13 protein-coding genes are annotated in these 21,127 nt (G+C 57.9%); 2 read left to right on the top strand and 11 right to left on the bottom strand.

The genetic code is table 11. The features are described from left to right. Positions 1-72 precede the first annotated feature (72 nt). Positions 73-1,218, bottom strand: coding sequence for a sensor histidine kinase (locus tag ACA064_RS28170; protein ID WP_497671048.1), 1,146 nt, complete (start codon positions 1,216-1,218; stop codon positions 73-75). A 254-nt stretch (positions 1,219-1,472) separates the two neighbouring features. Between ACA064_RS28170 and ACA064_RS28165 the strand changes: the two genes are divergently transcribed. Continuing rightward, positions 1,473-6,716 (top strand): NEL-type E3 ubiquitin ligase domain-containing protein, encoded by a 5,244-nt coding sequence (locus ACA064_RS28165; protein WP_497671047.1) that lies wholly within the window; start codon positions 1,473-1,475, stop codon positions 6,714-6,716. A 228-nt stretch (positions 6,717-6,944) separates the two neighbouring features. Beyond that, the gene (locus ACA064_RS28160) at positions 6,945-12,155 is read left to right on the top strand and encodes an NEL-type E3 ubiquitin ligase domain-containing protein (RefSeq protein WP_497671046.1); all 5,211 of its coding nucleotides are present in this window, start codon (positions 6,945-6,947) and stop codon (positions 12,153-12,155) included. A gap of 66 nt (positions 12,156-12,221) precedes the next feature. Here the strand turns inward: ACA064_RS28160 and ureC are convergent, their stop codons facing one another. From ureC to urtB, 10 genes are all read right to left on the bottom strand, one after another. Then, the gene (gene ureC, locus ACA064_RS28155; protein WP_497671045.1) at positions 12,222-13,922 is read right to left on the bottom strand and encodes an urease subunit alpha; all 1,701 of its coding nucleotides are present in this window, start codon (positions 13,920-13,922) and stop codon (positions 12,222-12,224) included. 163 nt (positions 13,923-14,085) lie between these two features. Beyond that, entirely contained in the window at positions 14,086-14,394 is a 309-nt protein-coding gene (locus tag ACA064_RS28150; RefSeq protein WP_497671044.1) for an urease subunit beta, read from the bottom strand. After that, positions 14,391-14,924, bottom strand: a complete 534-nt coding sequence (locus ACA064_RS28145; protein WP_497671043.1) for a GNAT family N-acetyltransferase — start codon at positions 14,922-14,924, stop codon at positions 14,391-14,393. Before ACA064_RS28145 ends, ACA064_RS28150 begins: the two co-directional genes overlap by 4 nt. Positions 14,925-14,930: 6 nt before the next feature. Then, the gene (locus tag ACA064_RS28140; protein WP_497671042.1) at positions 14,931-15,464 is read right to left on the bottom strand and encodes a GNAT family N-acetyltransferase; all 534 of its coding nucleotides are present in this window, start codon (positions 15,462-15,464) and stop codon (positions 14,931-14,933) included. A gap of 9 nt (positions 15,465-15,473) precedes the next feature. Next, entirely contained in the window at positions 15,474-15,776 is a 303-nt protein-coding gene (gene ureA / locus ACA064_RS28135) for an urease subunit gamma (protein ID WP_150643692.1), read from the bottom strand. Between the two features lie 185 nt (positions 15,777-15,961). Then, on the bottom strand, positions 15,962-16,801 hold the full coding sequence (locus ACA064_RS28130) for an urease accessory protein UreD (RefSeq protein WP_497671041.1): 840 nt from the start codon (positions 16,799-16,801) through the stop codon (positions 15,962-15,964). 30 nt (positions 16,802-16,831) lie between these two features. Further along, positions 16,832-17,530 (bottom strand): urea ABC transporter ATP-binding subunit UrtE, encoded by a 699-nt coding sequence (urtE, locus tag ACA064_RS28125; protein ID WP_497671040.1) that lies wholly within the window; start codon positions 17,528-17,530, stop codon positions 16,832-16,834. A gap of 144 nt (positions 17,531-17,674) precedes the next feature. After that, positions 17,675-18,544 (bottom strand): urea ABC transporter ATP-binding protein UrtD, encoded by an 870-nt coding sequence (urtD, locus tag ACA064_RS28120; protein WP_497671039.1) that lies wholly within the window; start codon positions 18,542-18,544, stop codon positions 17,675-17,677. Beyond that, a complete protein-coding gene (urtC, locus tag ACA064_RS28115) occupies positions 18,541-19,620 on the bottom strand; it encodes an urea ABC transporter permease subunit UrtC (protein WP_497671038.1) in 1,080 nt (359 codons plus the stop codon). Before urtC ends, urtD begins: the two co-directional genes overlap by 4 nt. Then, positions 19,620-21,122, bottom strand: a complete 1,503-nt coding sequence (gene urtB / locus ACA064_RS28110) for an urea ABC transporter permease subunit UrtB (protein WP_497671037.1) — start codon at positions 21,120-21,122, stop codon at positions 19,620-19,622. Before urtB ends, urtC begins: the two co-directional genes overlap by 1 nt. Positions 21,123-21,127 lie beyond the last annotated feature (5 nt).

The raw sequence follows: 21,127 nt of genomic DNA, 5'->3' as shown, positions 1-21,127 counted from the left end.
GACCCGCGAAGATTATCCGCGCCCCTTAACCAACGCAACCCTCAAAACCTGTCAGAAAAAACCCAACCGCCCCTACAAAGATTGCGCTTGCCCCGAACGCTTGGGCAACACCACGGTAAAGGTCGTGCCGTCGGCCTCATTCGAGCTGACTTCGATCGTGCCCTGGTGAGCAATCACCACTTCCCGGGCAATGAAAAGCCCCAGGCCAAGGCTGGTGGAGCGGCCGGCGATTTCCTCGCTGGCGCTGCGTACCAATGGGTCGAAGATGGTGACCTGGGCGTCTTCGGGAATCGGCTCGCCATAGTTATGCATGGTCAGGATGACCTGCTGTTCGACGCCGGTGATGCTCAAGGTCACCGGGCGTTTATTGGCACCATGTTGCAGTGCGTTGCCGATCAGGTTTTGCAGCAACTGATCAAGCCGCCCCCGGTCCCATTCCCCTTGGGCGTCTCCCTGGACATTCAAAGTAGCAGTGCAGTCGGGCTGCCCGGCGCAGGCTTCATCGATGGCAGCCTGCGCAGCACTGGCCAGGTCCATGAGTGTGGGTTCGATGGGCAGGCTGTTGCCCAGCCGACTGCGCACGAACTCCAGCAAATCGTTGACCATCACGGCCATATGGCGGGCACCGTTCTTGATGAGTGAAACGTAGGACAGCGCATCGGTATCCAGTTTGGCTTTGCGCACCAGCATCTCGGTGGACATGCTCACGGCCTGCAAGGGCGCGCGAAGGTCATGGCCGAGAATGGCCAGGAAGATGTCCCGCGAACGATTGACCTGCTCGGCATAAGCCGCGGTGGACTCGGCCAGGGCTTCGTCGATGGCCTCGTTGAAGCGGATCATGTCCTGGAAATAAGCCATATCGGGCGACTCCAGGCAGTTGACCCACAAGCGGATCACGCAGGCGCGCAGATGGCGAAATTCGGAGGTCATCTGCACCAGATCAAACCCGGCGGTATGCCTGAGCTCGCCGTGGCTGGCCGCGGCTTGATCCAGGCTCGGGGTTTTTTCCGGACCTTCGCCCATGGCCTTGGCAGCTTGTTCGCTGGCGGTCTGTGCGGTCTTCATGTCCCGTGACGCGGCCAGCAGGATCGACTTGGCATGGTCGCGCAGCACCGCCCGATTCATTGAATCGCCGTCAGGTGCGATGGCTTTGGCGAATTGCTCCCACTCATCGACGATGCGATCCACGTGTTGCACGATGAATTCGGATAGGCGCATGGTCGGGGACCTTGCTGGGCAGAGATAGTCATGAAGTGTGGCGCATCCTGGCGCCTTTGTCGTGGCCCTGCTGCAAGCACCGACGAAGGTGCCTGCCTCGATGTGTTGACAAGGTAGTAATTAGTTGTTTTTTGCTGCGGTTATTTGAATCGTTATGCCGACTATCGGGCCGTTATCGGGCAAATTTTGATTTTTTGTTTTCGATCCGTAATGAGTAGATTGATTATTCAATCAATTGCATACGGATGTGCAAAATGTCTGAATCCTTAGAAGTAAACGCTACACTTGATGTGCCCGAAAGCAACGACAAGGGTATTCATTTCGACTTAATAAAAAGTGCCATTCCCGAGTGTCTCATTCAGGCTTCGCCGCAACGGCGTCAGGTGCTCAAAGACACCAAGCCCACCCTGCCGCAGTGGTATGAAAATAGCTCGGCAGGGCAGCAGACCATATTAAAGAGGTTAATGGAGGCCGATTGTCATGCCCAGAATGAGTGGGACAAGACCCTCTCGGCTGCGCAAAACATCATCACGTATGCCAAACCCCTACTAACCGCGGCCTTGGCCGAAGCGGGGGTTGAGCTGGACGTCGAGAAAACCTGGCTACGGCTCTATTACCCGGTGGAGTTCAAGTTTTTCGGCCTTCCGGTGGGCGTCAATACCGGCGACGTGCGTAGCAGAACTTTCTCGTTGCTACAGGCGGCCTTGCATAACTTCGAAGCCTTTGAAGCCGAGGAGGGCTACTTTGACAAAGACTCCTCCTTTGTTACTGAGCCCGATGCGCAGGGACACTTCGATGTTATTCGGCCCGCGCTGAAAATCCAGCAGTTCGTAACGATTTGTCGAAAACTGGATATCGGCGGTCAGTATGAAAAACATATCAAAGACTTTCTTTATGTGGGTGTAGCTGCGTACCAGCAAAAGAGTCTGGCCTTCATCAACAGTAAAAAGACCGCGATGAAGGCCGCCGCCTATGCGGCCCTGCTGAAAGACGATATCGAGCTCAAGCATTACGAGTTGTTAGTCGAGCTGATCAATGAGCAGGATATCGTCAAGGATAAAGACAGCAATCGGCGCATCAGCTATAGCCCGCTCCGGCTGATGGGGTACGAGATCGCCGAATGTGCCCTGTTCTTTCCAACGCACACCAATCGTTTCGACGGCAGTTATGTCATTGCCTACATTCCGGACGATCCCGAGCACCCGATAAAGAAATACGCCTCGTTCGCTGACTTCGAGCAAGAACTCACCCATCAACTGATGTACCGACCGCAGGGCAGCAGGATCGACAGTGGCAGGGATGTGCTCACCGATTATCAGCGGTTTTTCAGTCGCTTCCTTGCGCAAAAGGACCGGGCGCGGTTTTTTCTGCGCTTCACCCAGAAAGTCTTGGATGCGCCGTCCGGGTCCAATTGGAAAGACCAGGTGCGCGGTTATCTCAAGTACCTGAGCCCGGTTTCAAGGTTGGTTGGCCCCATCAATGATCGGCACTGGCGGCGAGATCCGCTGGAAAATATCCAGTTGCATATCGAAATCTCGTTGAATTTCCAGTGGATTGGCATGGCGGGTATCTGGACTGAAATGTTCGATCAGAAACGCCGGCATATGCTCGAGGATGCTCAGGTCCTGGCGGTTTCCACCGCTGCCGAAGACGACCTCACCCGCGAACGCCGTCTCTCAAATTACCTGAACATCGGCATGTTCGTCGTCGGTATCGCCGCGTTTGTTGTTCCGCCGGTAGGCGCCGCCATGCTGCTGGTCACTGCGAACCAGTTGCTGTTCGAGACCATCGAGGGTGCTCGCGAGTTGAGTCAGGGCGACAGGGAGGCAGGCTGGGCGCATATCACCGATGTGCTGGAGAACCTGGCGACGATGGTGGCGTTGGCACCGGTTTTCCACTACACGGTTTCGCCTTTTATCGAGGGGCTGAAATCCGTCACGCTACCCAGTGGCAAGACGCGTTTGTGGAAGCCGGACCTCAAGCCCTATCAGCTGAACATCAAGTTGCCGGAAAACTCCCGGCCCAACGAACTGGGCCTGCATCGCTACGATGGCCAGGATGTTTTGCCCCTGGAGGGCAAGCATTACGCATTGAAGAAAGAACCGTACCCCGGCAAATACAGAGTCCAGCACCCCACTCGATCGGATGCGTATCAGCCAGAGTTGAACCACAACGGTGTTGGCGCCTGGAACCATGAAGTGGACCCGCCGCTGGAATGGGGAAAAAAGTCCTTGTTACGCCGTCTAGGACACTCTGTGGATTCGTTCAGCGATGCCGAGCTTGAACAGATCCGCAGTGTCAGCGACACGGATGAAGATGTACTGCGCAGAATGCATGTCGAAAGTGAGTCAATGCCACCGCTGCTGGCCGAGACCATCATGCGGTTCAAGGCGTACGCAGACGCCGGGAACATCCGCCAACAGATCCTCGATGGGGCGCTCAGCAAGGATCTTTGTGGCTATGCCGTATCGTTGATGGTTGAACTGCCGGGATGGCCTGGCGATAAAGCCATTGAGGTCATGAATGAGGCAACCTCGGGTGAAATGTCGGTTTTGTATGGCTCCATCAAAGTCTCGGGCTCCGGTACCCTGCGGATAACCCGCACTGAGCTCATGGGAGGACAACTGCCAAAACGTGTTGTCGAGTCCCTGAATGAAACGCAAATCAAGGACGTCCTCGGTCAGCATGCACCGCAAGAGATGAACGCACGTATCGACGCGTTGCGAAAGCGGGTGACTAATCATGCAGAGGAAACCAGAAGCCGGATATTCAAGCGTCTGTATGGCGATCGAAGCCCGGTGGGCGATCGCAATGTTCAGGCTATTCAGCGCGATTTTGCGAGCCTGCCGACCCGCCTGGTCATGGAATTACTGGCTGACGCCACGCCGATCGAGCTGCAACAGATGAGCCGTACGCAACGAGTACCGTTGCGGTTGGCGCAGAAGGCTCGCCTGATGCAACAAGACGTGCGGTTGGCGCGAGCGTATGAAGGGCTTTATCTGGACGCTCTGATGAACGCTGATACTGAAAGTCTTGCTCTGCACACACTGAGAAAACTGCCGGGCTGGCAGAACGATTTGTGTATCGAAGTCCGAGACGGCGTATTCAATGGAAAGTTGCGCGCCAGAGTCGGTCCTGAGGATGTTGCCCGGCGTAAGGTATTGGTTCGTACAGGGGATGGACAATACGAAGCTCGCGATGCCAGTGGTAATCACCTGCACAGCAGGGATGACCTTTATGCGGCCATTCAGCACGCATTGCCGGATGAGGCGCGTATGGCGTTGGGTTTGCCCCATGTGGGTCAGGGTGGCGAGTTGGCCGCGCTGATCAAGCAACAGGCACTCGCACGTGATGAACTGCGCTCGGTCCTGAAAATGCAGCCGGTCAACACGCCTTTCTTCAAGCCTCTGACGGTATTGTCCGACGGCAGGCGCGGTTATCCATTGAGTGGCCGCGGCCAAGGTATTTGGGGCCGGGGTATCGAGAAAAGAGTCAGGACGCTGTACCCCGACTTCACCGTTGAAGAACTCGACAGCTTCGTCGAAACCCTGAATGCCGGAGAGGATTCGCCAGGCCGGCAGCTGAAAGCGCTTGAGCGCGAATACAAGAAACTGGATCACACCCTGCAAACATGGCTGAGAGCGCCGAACCCATGGGCTGGCGTAAGAGACAGCCCTGAGTATATGCGGGAGTGGGGCGCCAGGATCAAGATAGTCAAAGTGCTCAAACAAGCCTGGCAAAAAAGTGGTCCACGGGACTATGACGCCTATGGCAACTACCGTGGCCAGAAGATCGATCTGGGCCAAACGTCTTTGCAGCGACAACTGCTGAGCTTGCCTGCAATCGAGGCGAACTTCGACCATGTGACAAGGCTGAGATTGAATGGAACCGGATTCTCCAACGAGGTAGAGAGTTTCCTGGGTCACTTCCGCAAACTTCGCGCCCTGGACCTGGCAGATAATAATTTGATTCGAATTCCAGCAATACTGAGTGACATGCGTTATCTGCTCGAGTTGCATCTGGGTGGTAACCGAATAGTCCTGACCCCTGCGGCGGTAGCGCAGTTGAAACAACTGACCCGGCTGAAAGTCCTCGGGATGGAGCACAACCCACTGGCCTTGGCGCCGGATATCAGCCGCATGCCCGATCTGCACATCCTGAACATGTCGAACACCGGCATAGATACATGGCCAACCGGTATTTTTGCCGCGCCTCGGCCTCGTCATTTTGATTTGAGGCTACTGGATAACCCTATTACTCAAATACCTGTCGTTGCTCCCGGTTCTTTCAGAGCAGAGATCCTGGCGCGCACATTGATCAGTCGCGAGCCGCAATGGCTTTCGCCGCAGAACCTGGCGACTCTCAAGGGCTACATTGAGTCAGTCGGTCTTGATCCGGATCGGCGATTCCCTTCTGCGGTGATGGTTGAGAGCCGCTTCTGGATTCAGGCTCTGGCTCCCGAGCAGCGAGCGTCCCCGCAACTGCGTGCGATGAAGCGCGATACCTGGAGAGCGGTGGCAGATGAGTTTGGCTCCGAACCTTTTTTCAACGAAATCAGAAAGCTCCAGGAGACTGCCGATGCTTCGGCAGACTTCAGAACAGACCTTGCGGGCAAGGTCTGGCGAATGCTCGAGGCTGCAGTCGAGGATGCCGGATTACGAGAAAAGCTCTTTGTAATGGCGGCGGCGCCCACTACCTGCGTCGATGCGGGAGCCCAGCTCTTCAATGCGATGGGGGTCGAGGTACTTGTTCATGAAGCCTACGCGCTGGCCAGCAAGGATCTGGTAGAGGCCGAGCTCATCAGTTTGGCAAAGGGCAAGTCTCGTCTGGACGAACTGAGCAAGATTGCCCGAGGGAGAGTCAGAGAGCTGGAGGCTCAAGGCCGGCCACATCCTGAATATGATGATAATGGTGACCGGGTCCAGCACAGGGATGAGGAGGGCAACTTCATCAGGGATATCGATGAAGTAGAAATCCATCTTGAGTACGCAACGGATCTGGCTGAACGTCTGGACTTGCCTTGGCAATCGCAAGGCATGATATTCCTGGAGCCTGATGTCACACCCATAATAATCGAGGCGGCTTACCAGCGCGTATTGGCGTTGGAGGAAGGCGATTTGCTGAGAGATTCAATTATCGAACAGGACTTCTGGAGAGCTTATATTCAAGGCTCCAATCGCAAGACGTTCAACGGCTTCAGACGCAGAACCGACGCAGCGCTGGAGTTGCAGATGGCACAATTGGAATGGACGCAGAGCACTGACGTTGCCGAGCGCAACCGATTGCGCGAAAAGATAACAGCGCTTGCGACGGTGCTTGGCAAACCGCAAAGCGATGTGCCTCCGGGACGAGTGATGACCGATGCCGAGTACAGCGCGGAACTTGGGTCAATCGACCTCGAGAAGCAAAGCTTGCTCAAGAAGCTGACCCGGGAGGCGATGGATCGGGCAAAGCTGCAACGGGTAGACATCCCTTTTAAAGTTGAACCTGGCCATTAATCGAATTGTGTTGAATCAAGCCTTGAGTGCGAAATCATTAGTTCGTAGTCAGGGCTTGGTCTTGCCGGTTTGTGCCTGCAAGAAGGTGTTAATTAATTATTTTTCATGTCGGTTTATTTGATGGAAAAGGCCGTCAGTCAGTCGTTATTCGTCATATTTTGGTTTTTTTGTTTTTGATAAAAATGAGTAGATTGATCGCTCAATTGAATAGCATATGGATTGTGCGAAATGTCTGACACTATAAAAGTAGATACGGAAGTTGATGAGCCCGAAAACAACGACAAGGGTATTCATTTCGACTTGATAAAAAGTACCATTCCCGAGTGTCTTGTCCAGGCTTCGCCGCAACGGCGTCAGGTGCTCAAAGACACGAAGCCCGACCTGCCACAGTGGTATGACAACAGTTCGGAAGGGCAGCAGGCGGTATTGAAGAGGTTGATGGAGGCCGGTTGTCATGCCCAGAATGTTTGGGACAAGACCCTCGAGGCTGTGCAAGACGTCACCACCTTTGCCAAACCCCTGCTCACCGCGGCCTTGGCCGAAGCGGGGTTCGAGCTGGATGTCGAGAAAACCTGGCTTCGGCTCTATTACCCGGTGGAGTTCAAGTTTTTTGGCCTTCCGGTGGGCGTCAATACCGGCGACGTGCGTAGCAGAACCTTCTCCTTGCTGCAGGCGGCCCTGCATAACTTCGAAGCCTTTGAAGCCGCGCAGGGCTACTTTGATAAAGACTCCGCCTTTGTGACTGAGCCCGATGCCCAGGGACACTTCGATGTTATTCGTCCCGCGCTGACAATCCCGCAGTTCGTGACGATTTGTCGAAAGCTGGATATCGGTGGCCAGTATGAAAAACACCTCAAAGACTTTCTTTATGTCGGTGTGGCTGCGTACCAACAAAAGAGTCAGGCCTACATCAACAGCAAAAAAACCGCGATGAAGGCCGCCGCCTATGCGGCCCTGCTCAAAGGCGATATCGAACTCAAGCATTACGAAGTGTTGGTCGAGCTGATCAATGAACAGGATATTGTCAGGGATAGAGACACCCGGCAGCGCATCAGTTATAGCCCGCTGCGGGTCATGGGTTACGAGATTGCCGAATGTGCCCTGTTCTTTGCGACGCACGACAATCGTTACGACGGCAGTTATGTCATCGCCTACATTCCGGACGATCCTGTGCACCCGATTAAGAAATACGCCTCGTTCGCTGAATTCGAGCAGGAGCTCACCTATCAACTGATGCATCGATCGCGGGGCAGCAGAATCGATAGCAGCAGGGACGTGCTCACCGACTATCAGCGGTTTTTCAGCCGTTTTGTTTCGGAGAAGGACCGGGCCCGGTTCTTTATGCGCTTCACCCAGAAGGTCCTGGACTTGCCGGCCGATGCCTATTGGCTCGTTCAGGTGCGTGATCATCTCAAGTACCTTGAGCCGGCTTCACGATTGGCCGGTCCCATCATTGACCGGCACTGGCGGCGAGATCCGCGGGAAAATATCCAGTTGCATATCGAAATCTCGTTGAATTTCCAGTGGATTGGCATGGCCGGTATCTGGCCCGAAATGTTCAACCAGAAACGCCGGCACATGCTCGAGGATGCCCAGGTCCTGGCGGTTTCCACCGCTGCCGAAGACGACCTCACCCGCGAACGCCGACTCTCCAATTACCTGAACATCGGCATGTTCGTGGTCGGCATCGCCGCGTTCTTTGTTCCACCGGTCGGTGCCGCCATGCTGCTGGTCACCGCCAACCAGTTGTTGTTCGAGACGATCGAGGGCGTGCGCGAGTTGAGTCAGGGCGACAGGGAGGCAGGCTGGGCGCATATCACCGATGTGCTGGAAAACCTGGCGACGATGGCGGCGTTGGCACCGGTTTTCCACTACGCGGTTTCGCCTTTTATCGAGGAACTGAAGGCCGTCATATTGCCCAATGGCAATACGCGGTTGTGGAAGCCGGATCTCAAGCCCTATGCACAGAGTCTCAGCTTGCCGGAGAACTCCAAACCCAACGAATTGGGCCTTCATCGCTACGATGGCCAGGACATCTTGTCGCTGGACGGCAAGCACTATGCAGTGAAGGAGGATCCGGTCACAGGCAAGTACCGGATGCAGCATCCTGTCCGCCCGGATGCGTATGCACCTGAACTGAACACCAACGGCTCCGGCGCCTGGAATCATGAGCTGGAACAGCCACGGACCTGGGAGGGGCCCGAGCTGATGAGGCGCCTGGGTCACTCTGTAAGTGAGTTCAGCGATACTGAGCTTGCGCAGATACGCAGTGTCAGCGACACCTCTGAAGCCGTCTTGCGCAAAATGCATGTCGAGAGCGAACCACCGGCGCCAATGCTGGCCGATACGATCAGTCGATTTGACGCTTACAAGCAGGTCGAGGCGTTTATCGCCGACATGCAGAGCGACAGCTCAACGGGGTCTGCCAAGGATCATTCGATCAATCAACTGCATGTCATGACGCGTTATGGCACGTGGCCGGATACGGTATCGATACGGGTGATCGACGCACAGGCCAAGACGCTCTGGCAATACGTCAGCCCAAAGAGCGCGCAGGGCGAGATCCGTACCGTGCAGATACATGATGCACAGTTGCGCAACGGCGACTTGCTGAAAACGCTCCTGGAAGCCCTGGATGAGAACGAAACCAATACGCTACTGCAGCAACAGCCTGGAACCCCACGTGGTTCTCTGGAGGAGCGCATCGCGAAACTGCAAGGGAACATCGCCAAGGTTGCCGAAAGCCGTAAAGCCCCGCTATTCAATGATAACTACAAGGCCAGGGCCGCAGCCAATAGCAGCGACCCTCGGGCCAACTTGATTAAATTGCGCTTTCGCGGTGTGCCCATGAACGTTATCGAAGAGCTTCTGGCCGATGCCAGCAGTGCTGAACGACAGCAAATGGCCAAGTGGGACTTCGACGACGCGCTGCAAACCAAGCCCATACCGCTAGGATTGGCAGAGGCCTTGCGTTTGGCCCAGCGCGAAGCGCGTCTGGCGCGTGCCTACGAGGGGCTTTATCTGGACGCGTTGATCTACCCGGACGCAGAGAAGCTCGTGCTTAATACACTGAAGAAGCTACCAGGCTGGTCAAGTGATTTGCGTATTGAGGTTCGAGAGGGGTCGTTCAGTGGAGAGCTACGGGCCAGTGCCGGCGCCGAGGGGGCTGATAGCCGTAAGGTCCTTGTGCACAACAAAGATGGCCGGTACGAAGCCCGTGACCAGAATGATCTTGATTTGCACGAAGCCGACGATCTCTTTGCCGCCCTTCAGCATGCCTTGCCCGATACCCATCGCATTGCGTTAGGTCTGCCTGATGTGGGGCAGGGGGCGGAGCTGAAAACGTTGATCAAACAGCATTTGCTTTCACGAGAGGAGCTGCGCTCGGTGTTGAAGATGCAGCCGATCAAACCCAGGTTCAAGGCACCCAAGCGCTGGGCCAACGGGCGTCTGGGTTATCCACTGAGTGGGCGTGGAGCCGGCGCGCGCCAGCAGCAGGCAATGGATGAGCGCAGGCTTCTCAGACTTTTTCCCGATTTTACCGACGCAGAAGTTGACCGATTTCTGGGGTACTTCGAAAATCAGCGGGAGTTGTACCTGACCAATTTCGAGGCGGAACTTCAAGGCTTGCGCGATGAGTTGCGGCAATGGACGTCGACGCCTTCTACGCGCGTTCTGCCGGATGGAAGTGTGGTCGCTGTCGAGCAGTACGAAAAGGAAGTCGTCGCTCATTTGCTCGAGCGTTGCTGGCAAAGACGGACATTTAGATACTCGGAAAGTGGCCGTTCATTGGGTTATGAGCTCGATCTGCAAGGTCGAATAGTCGGAGAGCTTCCTGCTCTGACGGTGGAGTTCGGTCATGTAGAGTTTGTGAACTTAAGTGGCATGGAGCTTGCGACGGTACCCACTGAGTTCCTGCGCTCATTTCCCAAACTCCGGCAATTGCAGCTCCAGGGCAACAGGCTGGGTGCCTTCCCGACGCAGGTGGCAGAGCTGCCCGAACTGATCTACCTGGATGTTTCCCGCAGCAACATGACCCTGACGGACGAAGCCGCCGACACTCTGGCTGGAATGAGTCATCTCGAGTACTTGCAGCTCAGCCACAATCCGCTGGCGTGTCTCCCGGACTTCAGTCAGATGACGGAATTGGTCGACGTCCGACTGCAGGCCACTGGTATCAGTGAATGGCCGGTCGGGCTTCGTGACCAGCAAAATTTGGTCATGATCGATTTGCGTGATAACCAGCTTGCCTCGCTTCCTGAGTGGGCGGTGAATCCACCGCCGGAACTGGCGACAAACATCAACAACGTGTTGGAAATCACCGAGCTGAACGGCAATCCCCTTTCCGATCAAGGCATACAGCAGTATGCAGACATCCTGACACGCATCTACCTCGATGACGATCAGGCCGGATTGATGCCAGTTCCACCGGATGCTCCTGGTGAGCGGGGGGCTCAAGGTGGCACTTTAGCGCCTTCGACACAGCGAGTTGATCGATGGCTACGGGATACTCCTGCGGCTGAGCTCGGTGCAAGAAAGGCGCAGTGGGCGCTTCTCGATAGAGAGGCCCTCGATAGAGAAGCGTCTGGAGAAGAGGCGGGTAGAGCGGTCAGTGAAAGCGAGGAGTTTTTCAGATTATTGGAAAAACTGAGTGAAACGGCTGAGTACAGGAAGGCCTACCCGGATCTCAAAGCACGGGTTTGGGCGGTGCTGGATGCAGCTGAAGAAAATGAAGTGCTGCGTAGCGAACTGTTCAAAGCGGCGGGTGAACCGGAGACTTGTAGTGATCGTGCCGCGTTGGTGTTCAGTCAGCTGGAAATCAAGGTACAGATTCATAAGGCCTTGGCGCTTGTCGGCGACAAGGGCGCGGGTCTCGGATTGCTCGAATTGGCCAAAGGTCTTTTCCGTCTGGATGAGATTGAAGCGTTCGCGCTGAAAGACATAAAACAGCGCATTAAAGTGATTGTCGGGTCCGACAGATCTGTGCGGGAAAAGGGCAATCAGCTGTTGTTGATGGATCAAATCGAAGTGCGGCTGTCTTATCGGGTGAGCCTCAGGGAAAGGCTCGACTTGCCGGGGCAGCCCACGCAGGCTGAATACACCGGCATGAAATACGTGTCTCAAGCCAAGCTGCGGGCAGCAGAGGAACATGTAAACAGCCTGCGAGATTCGAAGGCAGAGATTGAGTCGATCGCTCGTCGTGACTTCTGGGGCGAGTATCTGAAAGATAAATACCGTTCCAGGTTCGATTTGGCTTACGAGCCAATCTATGAACGCATGGAGGAGCTGGAGATAACCAAGGAAACAATGACCAGTGCCGATTACAACGGCAAGTTCGGGGCGTTGTCCGCAGAGGTAAGGACGGCGGAGCGAAAGCTCATTGATCTACTGACTCCGCAAGAAATACTCGACCTGGAAGATGTCGACAGCGCTGTGTGACGACCCCATAGTGGATGAATCGAACCCCGAATGTTGCTCAGTGCAGCATTCGGGGTTTTTGCTGTGTCAGAACAGAAAATACCGCTGCGCCATCGGCAACACATCGGCCGGCTCACACCACAGCAATACACCATCAGCCTTGACCTGATAAGTCTGCGAATCGACCTCAATGTTTGGTAGATAGTCGTTGTGGATCAAATCGGTTTTCTGCACCTCACGACAGCCTTTGACTACGGCGATTTTCTTCTTCAAGCCCAGGGCTTCGGGAATCCCGGCGTCCTGCGCAGCCTGGCTGATGAAGGTCAGGCTGGTGGCGTGCAGGGAGCCGCCGAAACTTGCGAACATCGGTCGGTAATGCACCGGCTGCGGTGTCGGGATTGAGGCGTTGGCGTCGCCCATCAGGCTGGCGGCAATCGCCCCGCCCTTGAGGATCAGGGTCGGTTTGACGCCGAAGAACGCCGGGCGCCAGAGCACCAGATCGGCCCATTTACCCACTTCGATCGAGCCTACTTCATGGCTGATGCCGTGGGTGATTGCCGGGTTGATGGTGTACTTGGCGATGTAGCGTTTGGCGCGGAAATTGTCGTTGCCTTCGCCATCACCTGCTAGCTGCCCGCGCTGTTTTTTCATCTTGTCGGCAGTCTGCCAGGTGCGCGTGATGACCTCGCCGACACGGCCCATGGCCTGGCTGTCGGAGCTGATCATCGAGAACGCGCCGAGGTCGTGGAGAATGTCTTCGGCGGCGATGGTTTCGCGGCGGATGCGGCTTTCGGCGAAGGCCACGTCCTCGGCAATGCTCGGATCGAGGTGATGGCAGACCATCAGCATGTCCAGGTGTTCGTCGATGGTGTTGCGGGTGAACGGCCGGGTGGGGTTGGTCGAGCTGGGCAGCACGTTGGGGAAGCCGCAGGCCTTGATGATGTCCGGCGCATGACCGCCGCCCGCGCCTTCGGTGTGGTAGGTGTGGATGGTCCGGCCCTTGAATGCGGCAAGGGTGGTTTCGACGAAACCGGATTCATTCAGGGTGTCGGTGTGGATCGCCACCTGTACGTCGTACTGGTCGGCGACGCTCAGGCAGTTGTCGATGGCTGCCGGTGTGGTGCCCCAGTCTTCATGCAGCTTGAGGCCGATCGCCCCGGCCTTGACCTGTTCGATCAGCGGTTCCGGCAGGCTGGCGTTGCCCTTGCCGGTGAAGCCGATGTTCATCGGGAAGGCGTCGGCGGCCTGCAGCATGCGCGCCAGATGCCATGGCCCCGAGGTACAAGTGGTAGCGTTGGTCCCGGTGGCCGGGCCAGTGCCGCCGCCGATCATGGTGGTGACGCCGCTCATCAGCGCTTCTTCGATCTGTTGTGGGCAGATGAAGTGGATGTGGGTGTCGATGCCGCCAGCGGTGAGGATCATGCCTTCGCCGGCAATCACTTCAGTGCTGGCGCCGACGGCGATGGTCACGTCGGGCTGGATATCCGGATTGCCGGCCTTGCCGATGGCGGCGATGCGCCCATCCTTGAGGCCGACGTCGGCTTTGACGATGCCCCAGTGGTCGATGATCAGCGCGTTGGTGATCAGGGTGTCGACCACCTCGGCGGCGAGCAATTGGCCCTGACCCATGCCGTCGCGGATCACTTTGCCTCCGCCGAATTTCACTTCTTCGCCGTAGGTGGTGAAGTCTTTTTCCACTTCGATCCACAGTTCGGTGTCGGCCAGACGGACCTTGTCACCGACGGTGGGGCCGAACATGTCGGCGTAGGCTTGTCTTGAAATCTTCATGTGCTTGCCTTGGGATTCAATTGGGTTTGAGACCGCTCGCGTAGCTCGCTATCGCAGCCTCGCTGCGCTCGACAGCTCCTACGGGTGTTCACACAAACTCCCGGTGCCCGCGGTTCCTGTAGGAGCTGCCGAAGGCTGCGATCTGTTGGGCGCACCGCAGATATCAGTCGAGATTGCCCATGATCCTGCCGGTAAACCCGAACACCCGGCGCAATCCGGCCAGGTCCACCAGCTCGATGTCGCGGGTCTGTCCTGGCTCGAAGCGCACGGCGGTGCCCGCCGGGATGTTCAGGCGCATGCCGCGGCTGGCGGCGCGGTCGAAGGTCAGGGCGTCATTGGTTTCAAAAAAGTGATAGTGCGAACCGACCTGAATCGGCCGGTCGCCGCTATTGGCGACGCTCAGGCTCAAGGTGCGGCGTCCGGCGTTGAGTTCGATGTCACCGGGCTGGATCTGATATTCACCAGGGATCATTCAACGGCTCCGAGGATCTTGTAGTAGAGGGCAGTCGGGCGGTACTTGCCGCTCGGGTTGCAGGCGTAGTCGGGGATTTCACCGACACGGGTGTAGCCCTGAGCGCGATAGAAGTCCTCGGCCGCCGAACCGGCTTCGGTGTCGAGGTAGAGCATGCCGCATTTGTGCTGGCGGGCGGCAAGCTCCAGCGCGCTCATCAACTGCTGGCCCAGACCACGCCGCCGTGCGTGTTCACACACCAGCAGTTTTTGCACTTCGGCGCGATTACGCCCGTTGGCTTTCTGGCAGAGTACAAGCTGCACGCTGGCTTGTACCTGTTCATCCTTGACCACCACCCAGAGCAGCAGATTGCCTTGCTCAAGACTGGCCTGCACCTCATCGAAATAAGCACGAGCCTGAGTGGCATCCAGATCGGCCATGAAGCCGACGCTGGCGCCATAACCCACGGCGTCGAGCAGCAGATCAATCAAACCCTGACGGTAGTGCGCGAAGCTTTCAGCATGGACTCGTCGCAATTGAGCGGCGTTCATCGGCTATTACTCCTGGTTGGCGGCTGGCGGCTCCGCGCCTGGGTTGAGGGTCAGCTGCATAAAGGTCAGGTCGAGCCAGCGGCCGAACTTGGTACCCACTTGGGGCATCTGACCGGTGATGGTGAAACCGACTCGTTGGTGCAGGCGAATCGAGGCCGCGTTGCCGCTCTCGATGGCCGCGACCATCACGTGTTTGTCGCAGCCTTTGGCGCGCTCGATCAGTGCTTCCATCAGCCGTGGGCCGAGACCGTTGCCCCGTTGGTCGCTGCGCACGTAAACCGAGTGTTCGACGGTGTGGCGGAAGCCATCAAAAGGCCGCCAGTCACCAAACGAAGCGTAGCCCAGTACGCTGTTGTCGCCGTCGACAATTACCAGAATCGGATAACCCTGGGATTGCCGGGCGCTGAACCAGGCCTGACGGTTGCCGAGATCGACGGTTTGGTCGTTCCAGATCGCCGTGGTGTTGAGTACGGCATCGTTGTAGATGTCGAGGATCGCCGGCAGATCGGCCTGCTGCGCGTCACGAATGCTGTAAGTCATGGTGCGATCTCAGGCGATAGGTTGGTGGACGGTGACCAGTTTGGTGCCGTCGGGGAAGGTCGCTTCGACCTGGATTTCCGGGATCATTTCCGGGATGCCCTCCATCACCTGTTCGCGGCTTAGCAGGGTGGTGCCGTAATGCATCAGCTCGGCCACGGTCCGGCCGTCACGGGCGCCTTCGAGCAGGGCGGCGGAGATGTAGGCCATGGCTTCCGGGTAGTTGAGTTTCACGCCGCGGGCCAGCCGCCGCTCGGCCACGAGGCCGGCGGTGAAGATCAGCATCTTGTCTTTTTCGCGTGGTGTCAGGTCCATCGTTTGGAGTCCATCAGGGCAGATTAAAAGGTGTTGGATCTGTGAACGCGTCCCCTGTGGGAGCTACGGTGCGGCGATCCGACTTGCTCGCGATGAGGCCATCACATTCAGAATTGATGTCGCCTGTCAGACCGCTATCGTCGGAACGCCGCCCGGAGCAAGCTCGCTCCCACAAAAGGCACACATCAGGTACTCCATATTCTTGGGGGGACAGCTTCTCGGCCGAGCAATGCAGGCCTGAGCAACCGCCACAAATCGATCAGCCAGCCCCGTGCCTGCAAGGCTTCACTCGCTAGACAACGGGCGACCAATAGCCCCGGCAGTTGGGTCAGGTCACCGCGCACCGGATTGGGCAACGAGCGGCAGACTTCCAGCAATTCGCTATCAATTTCACCGGTTACCAGCAAGGTAGCAAACACCGGTTGCCCGTCGAGGCCGATCGGCGAGTCGAGCAAACCGTCATCACCGACGATGCGCTGGCGTTCGTGCCAGAGCAACTGCCCGTCGCGGCGGATATCCAGGTGTGCCTGGAAATGCCCCAGATCAAAGCGCTCGCCGCTGGCCGGGCGACCCAGCGCCACTACATCCCAATAGAACAAACGGGCGTCGCCTTCAAGTTCGACCGTCGTGCCGAGTTCGGCCTGGGCGGCGCTGAAGATGATGGTTTCCTGCGGCAGCCATTCCAGTGTCGCACCGGCCGCAACGTGCAAGTCCAGCTTCTGATAGGCCGGACCGGCGGCGCGATACCACTTGGCTGCTCCGGGGCTGGTCAATTGCGCCCAGGCATCGGTGCCGACATGAACGCTGATGTCCAGTCGGTCACCGCCGGCAATCCCGCCTGGCGGGTGAACAATGATGTGTTGGCAGACTTCAGGCCCTTCGGCATACAAATGCTTCTGCACGCGCAGCGGACCTTTGTGCCGGCGCTGGACCGGACGCGTGCTGTCACCGAAGCGGGCGTAAGCGAGTTCCAGCTCGGCGTGCCAGCTGGGGGTGAACAGTGCGGTATGGGCAGGAAGATTCATGATTTCCAGTTATCGTCAGGACGCTGCAGCTTAGATCGTAACCAATCCGCGTACACCTTCGGCCTCCATATTTTCGCCACGACCTTGCTGGACGATCTCGCCCCGGGACATCACCAGGTACTGATCGGCCAGTTCGGCAGCGAAATCGTAGAACTGCTCCACCAGCAGAATCGCCATGTCACCGCGTGCTGCAAGCTTTTTGATAACCACACCGATCTCCTTGATCACCGAGGGTTGAATCCCCTCGGTGGGCTCATCGAGAATCAGCAGGCGAGGGCGGCTGGCCAGTGCGCGGCCGATGGCCAGCTGTTGCTGCTGTCCGCCGGACAGATCGCCGCCACGGCGTTGCTTCATTTGCAGCAGCACCGGGAACAGCTCATAGATGAACGCTGGAACCTCTTTGGCTTCGGAGCCCGGGAAGCGGGACAGGCCCATCAGCAGATTCTCTTCCACCGTCAGCCGACCGAATATTTCCCGTCCCTGAGGTACATAAGCGATCCCCGCATGAACCCGTTGGTGCGGCTTGAACGTGGTGATCGGTTTACCATCCCAATTCACTGCGCCTTCTTTGGCTGGCAGCAGGCCCATCAGGCACTTGAGCAGGGTGGTCTTGCCCACACCGTTGCGCCCGAGCAGGCAAGTGACTTCACCGACCTTCACGTCAAACGTCAGGCCCCGCAGGATGTGGCTACCGCCGTAGTACTGGTGCAGCTTGTCGACTTGAAGCATGTTCGAATCCCTTGTGGTTCATGCGGACCCGCTCGGTAGGAGCTGCCGCAGGCTGCGATCTTTTGATCTTGTTTTTGATTTGCGGCGACGGGGGAAAGATCGCAGCCTCGCTTCGCTCGACAGCTCCTACACAGGGGAGGTCGGTTATCGGCCTAAATACACCTCGATCACCCGCTCATTGTCCTGCACCTGCTCCAGCGACCCTTCGGCCAGCACGCTGCCCTGGTGCAACACCGTGACGTGGTCGGCAATCGAGCCGACGAAGCCCATGTCGTGTTCCACCACCATCAGCGAGTGCTTGCCGGCGAGGCTCTTGAACAGTTCGGCGGTGAATTCGGTTTCGGCGTCGGTCATGCCAGCCACCGGTTCGTCGAGCAGCAGCAGTTGCGGGTCCTGCATCAGCAACATGCCGATCTCCAGGAACTGCTTCTGACCGTGGGACAACAAGCCCGCCGGGCGATTGACCGAGGTGGTCAGGCGAATGGTGTCCAGCACCTCGCTGATGCGATCCTTTTGTTCGCCGCTCAGACGAGCCCGCAAGCTGGCCCATACCGACTTGTCGGTTTTCTGTGCCAGCTCCAGGTTTTCAAATACGCTCAAGGCTTCGAACACCGTCGGCTTCTGAAACTTGCGACCGATGCCGGCCTGGGCGATCTGCACTTCGCTCATCTGCGTCAGGTCGAGGGTTTCGCCGAACCAGGCTTTGCCATGACTGGGGCGAGTCTTGCCGGTGATCACGTCCATCAGCGTGGTCTTGCCCGCGCCGTTGGGGCCGATGATGCAGCGCAGTTCGCCGACGCCGATGTACAGGTTCAGGTTGTTTAGCGCCTTGAAGCCATCGAAGCTGACGCTGATGTCTTCCAGGGTCAGGATGGTGCCGTGGCGGGTATCGAGGCCGGGGCCGACGCGTTGGCCGAGGCCGATCGCATCGCGGCTGCTGCCGGCGTCCTTGTTGGGCTCCGGTGGAAAAAAGACCGGTTCGAGCATGAATTCAGCCGTCGCAGTGACTCTCATTGTTCACCCCTTTTCTTCAGCAGACCGATCACGCCTTTAGGCAAGTACAGGGTCACGACGATGAACAAAGCACCCAGAAAGAACAGCCAGTATTCGGGGAACGCCACGGTGAACCAGCTCTTCATCCCGTTGACCACACCGGCACCGAGCAGCGGACCGATCAACGTGCCGCGACCGCCAAGCGCCACCCAGACTGCGGCTTCTATGGAGTTGGTCGGCGACATTTCGCTGGGGTTTATGATCCCCACTTGCGGTACATACAGGGCACCCGCCAGGCCACACAACACGGCGCTCAACACCCAGACGAACAGCTTGAACCCACGCGGGTCGTAGCCGCAGAACATCAGGCGGTTTTCCGCGTCACGCAGGGCCGTCAGCACCCGGCCGAACTTGCTTTGCGCCAGGCGCCAACCGATGAACAGACTGGCCACCAGCAACAGCACCGTGGCGACAAACAGTACCGCCCGGGTGCCTGGTTCGGTGATGCCGAAACCGAGAATGCTGCGGAAATTGGTGAAACCATTGTTGCCACCAAACCCGGTTTCGTTGCGAAAGAACAACAGCATCCCGGCAAAGGTCAGGGCCTGGGTCATGATCGAGAAGTACACGCCCTTGATCCGCGAACGGAAGGCGAAGAAGCCGAACACCAGCGCGAGCAGACCCGGCGCCAGCACCACCAGGCACATCGCCCAAAGAAAACTGCTGGTGCCGGCCCAGTACCAGGGCAATTCGGTCCACGACAAAAAAGTCATGAACGCCGGCAACCCGTCGCCCGCGGCCTGGCGCATCAAGTACATGCCCATCGCATAACCGCCGAGGGCGAAGAACAACCCGTGGCCGAGGGACAGCAACCCGGCGTAACCCCAGACCAGATCCAGTGCCAGCGCGACAATCGCGTAGCAGAGAATCTTGCCCACCAGGGTCAGGGTATAGGCCGAGACATGCAGCGGATGGTCCGCCGCCAACAGCGACAGCAGCGGCAAGGCCAGCAGTAGCGTGAGCACCACGCTGCCGACGATCAGGGTGACTTTGGTTCCGGCTTTTTGCGTAGCCGTGAGCATCAGGGGCTGGTTCATCAGTCGATCACCCGTCCTTTCAGTGCGAAGAGTCCTTGCGGGCGTTTCTGGATAAACAGAATGATCAGCGCGAGGATCAGGATCTTGCCGAGGACGGCACCGATCTGGGGTTCGAGGATCTTGTTGGCAATGCCCAGGCCGAAGGCTGCCAGCACGCTTCCGGCCAGTTGACCGACACCGCCGAGCACCACCACCAGGAACGAGTCGATGATGTAGCTCTGGCCCAGGTCCGGACCGACGTTGCCGACCTGACTCAAGGCCACGCCACCGAGCCCGGCGATGCCCGAGCCAAGGCCGAAGGCGAGCATGTCCACCCGCCCGGTGGGCACCCCGCAGCAGGCGGCCATGTTGCGATTCTGGGTCACGGCGCGCACGTTCAGGCCGAGACGGGTCTTGTTCAGCAACAACCAGGTCAGCACCACCACAAACAATGCAAAAGCGATGATTACGATGCGGTTGTATGGCAGCACCAGATTGGGCAGCACTTGAATGCCGCCCGACAGCCAGGCCGGGTTGGCGACTTCGACGTTCTGCGCACCGAACAGCAAGCGCACCAACTGGATCAGCATCAGACTGATGCCCCAGGTCGCCAGCAGGGTTTCCAGCGGTCGACCGTAGAGGTGGCGAATCACCGTACGCTCCAACGCCATGCCGATCCCTGCGGTGACAAAAAACGCCACCGGCAGCGCCACCAGCGGATAGAACTCGATGGCTTGCGGCGCGAAGCGCTGGAGCAGCAACTGCACCACATAGGTTGCGTAGGCCCCCAGCATCAGCATCTCGCCGTGGGCCATGTTGATCACGCCGAGCAAGCCGAAGGTGATCGCCAGCCCGAGTGCCGCCAGCAGCAGAATCGAACCAAGGGACATGCCGCTGAAGGCCTGTCCGAGCATCTCGCCGACCATCAGTTTGCGTTTGACCTGGGCCAGGCTGGTTTCGGCGGCGGTACGTACATTGGCGTCGGCTTCGACGCCAGGTTCCAGTAACCCTTCGAGGCGGGTGCGGGCCAGAGGATCACCGGTTTCGCCGAGCAGCCGCACGGCCGCCAGCCGCACCGCCGGGTCGCTATCCACCAGTTGCAGGTTGGCCAGGGCCAGGCTCAGAGCGGCGTGAACGCCTTCATCCAGTTCACCGGCGAGCTGCTGGTCGAGGAATTTCAGCTGTGCCGGCTTGGCGCTTTTTTGCAGTTGTTGTGCAGCGGCCAGGCGCACCTTGGCGTCAGCGGCAAGCAGTTGATGACTGGCCAGCGCGGTGTCGATAAGACCCCGCAGGCGGTTGTTCAGGCGCAGGGTTTTGGCTTGGCCATCGACGGTCAGCGCACCTTGTTGCAGGGCGTTGATCAGCTCGATTCGGGCCGGGTCGGGCTGCGCGGCCCAGGTTTCCAGCAGTTTGGCTTGCTGCACGGGATTGGCTGAGATGAAGTCTTCTGCGTCACCGGCATGGGCCGCAATTGGCAATAGCAGCGCGAAGGCGAGGATGAAGCGGTAAAGGGCAGTGGGCATGTCAT

This window comes from Pseudomonas sp. LBUM1658 (genome assembly GCF_059716055.1).
The sequence above is the reverse complement of the archived record's forward strand: the minus strand, read 5'-3'. Positions and strand labels throughout refer to the sequence as shown.

Coding starts and splice junctions, on each gene's coding strand:
- ACA064_RS28170 (WP_497671048.1), bottom strand. CDS start 1,218: ATGCGCCTATCCGAATTCATCGTGCAACACGTGGATCGCATCGTCGAT.
- ACA064_RS28165 (WP_497671047.1), top strand. CDS start 1,473: ATGTCTGAATCCTTAGAAGTAAACGCTACACTTGATGTGCCCGAAAGC.
- ACA064_RS28160 (WP_497671046.1), top strand. CDS start 6,945: ATGTCTGACACTATAAAAGTAGATACGGAAGTTGATGAGCCCGAAAAC.
- ureC (WP_497671045.1), bottom strand. CDS start 13,922: ATGAAGATTTCAAGACAAGCCTACGCCGACATGTTCGGCCCCACCGTC.
- ACA064_RS28150 (WP_497671044.1), bottom strand. CDS start 14,394: ATGATCCCTGGTGAATATCAGATCCAGCCCGGTGACATCGAACTCAAC.
- ACA064_RS28145 (WP_497671043.1), bottom strand. CDS start 14,924: ATGAACGCCGCTCAATTGCGACGAGTCCATGCTGAAAGCTTCGCGCAC.
- ACA064_RS28140 (WP_497671042.1), bottom strand. CDS start 15,464: ATGACTTACAGCATTCGTGACGCGCAGCAGGCCGATCTGCCGGCGATC.
- ureA (WP_150643692.1), bottom strand. CDS start 15,776: ATGGACCTGACACCACGCGAAAAAGACAAGATGCTGATCTTCACCGCC.
- ACA064_RS28130 (WP_497671041.1), bottom strand. CDS start 16,801: ATGAATCTTCCTGCCCATACCGCACTGTTCACCCCCAGCTGGCACGCC.
- urtE (WP_497671040.1), bottom strand. CDS start 17,530: ATGCTTCAAGTCGACAAGCTGCACCAGTACTACGGCGGTAGCCACATC.
- urtD (WP_497671039.1), bottom strand. CDS start 18,544: ATGAGAGTCACTGCGACGGCTGAATTCATGCTCGAACCGGTCTTTTTT.
- urtC (WP_497671038.1), bottom strand. CDS start 19,620: ATGAACCAGCCCCTGATGCTCACGGCTACGCAAAAAGCCGGAACCAAA.
- urtB (WP_497671037.1), bottom strand. CDS start 21,122: ATGCCCACTGCCCTTTACCGCTTCATCCTCGCCTTCGCGCTGCTATTG.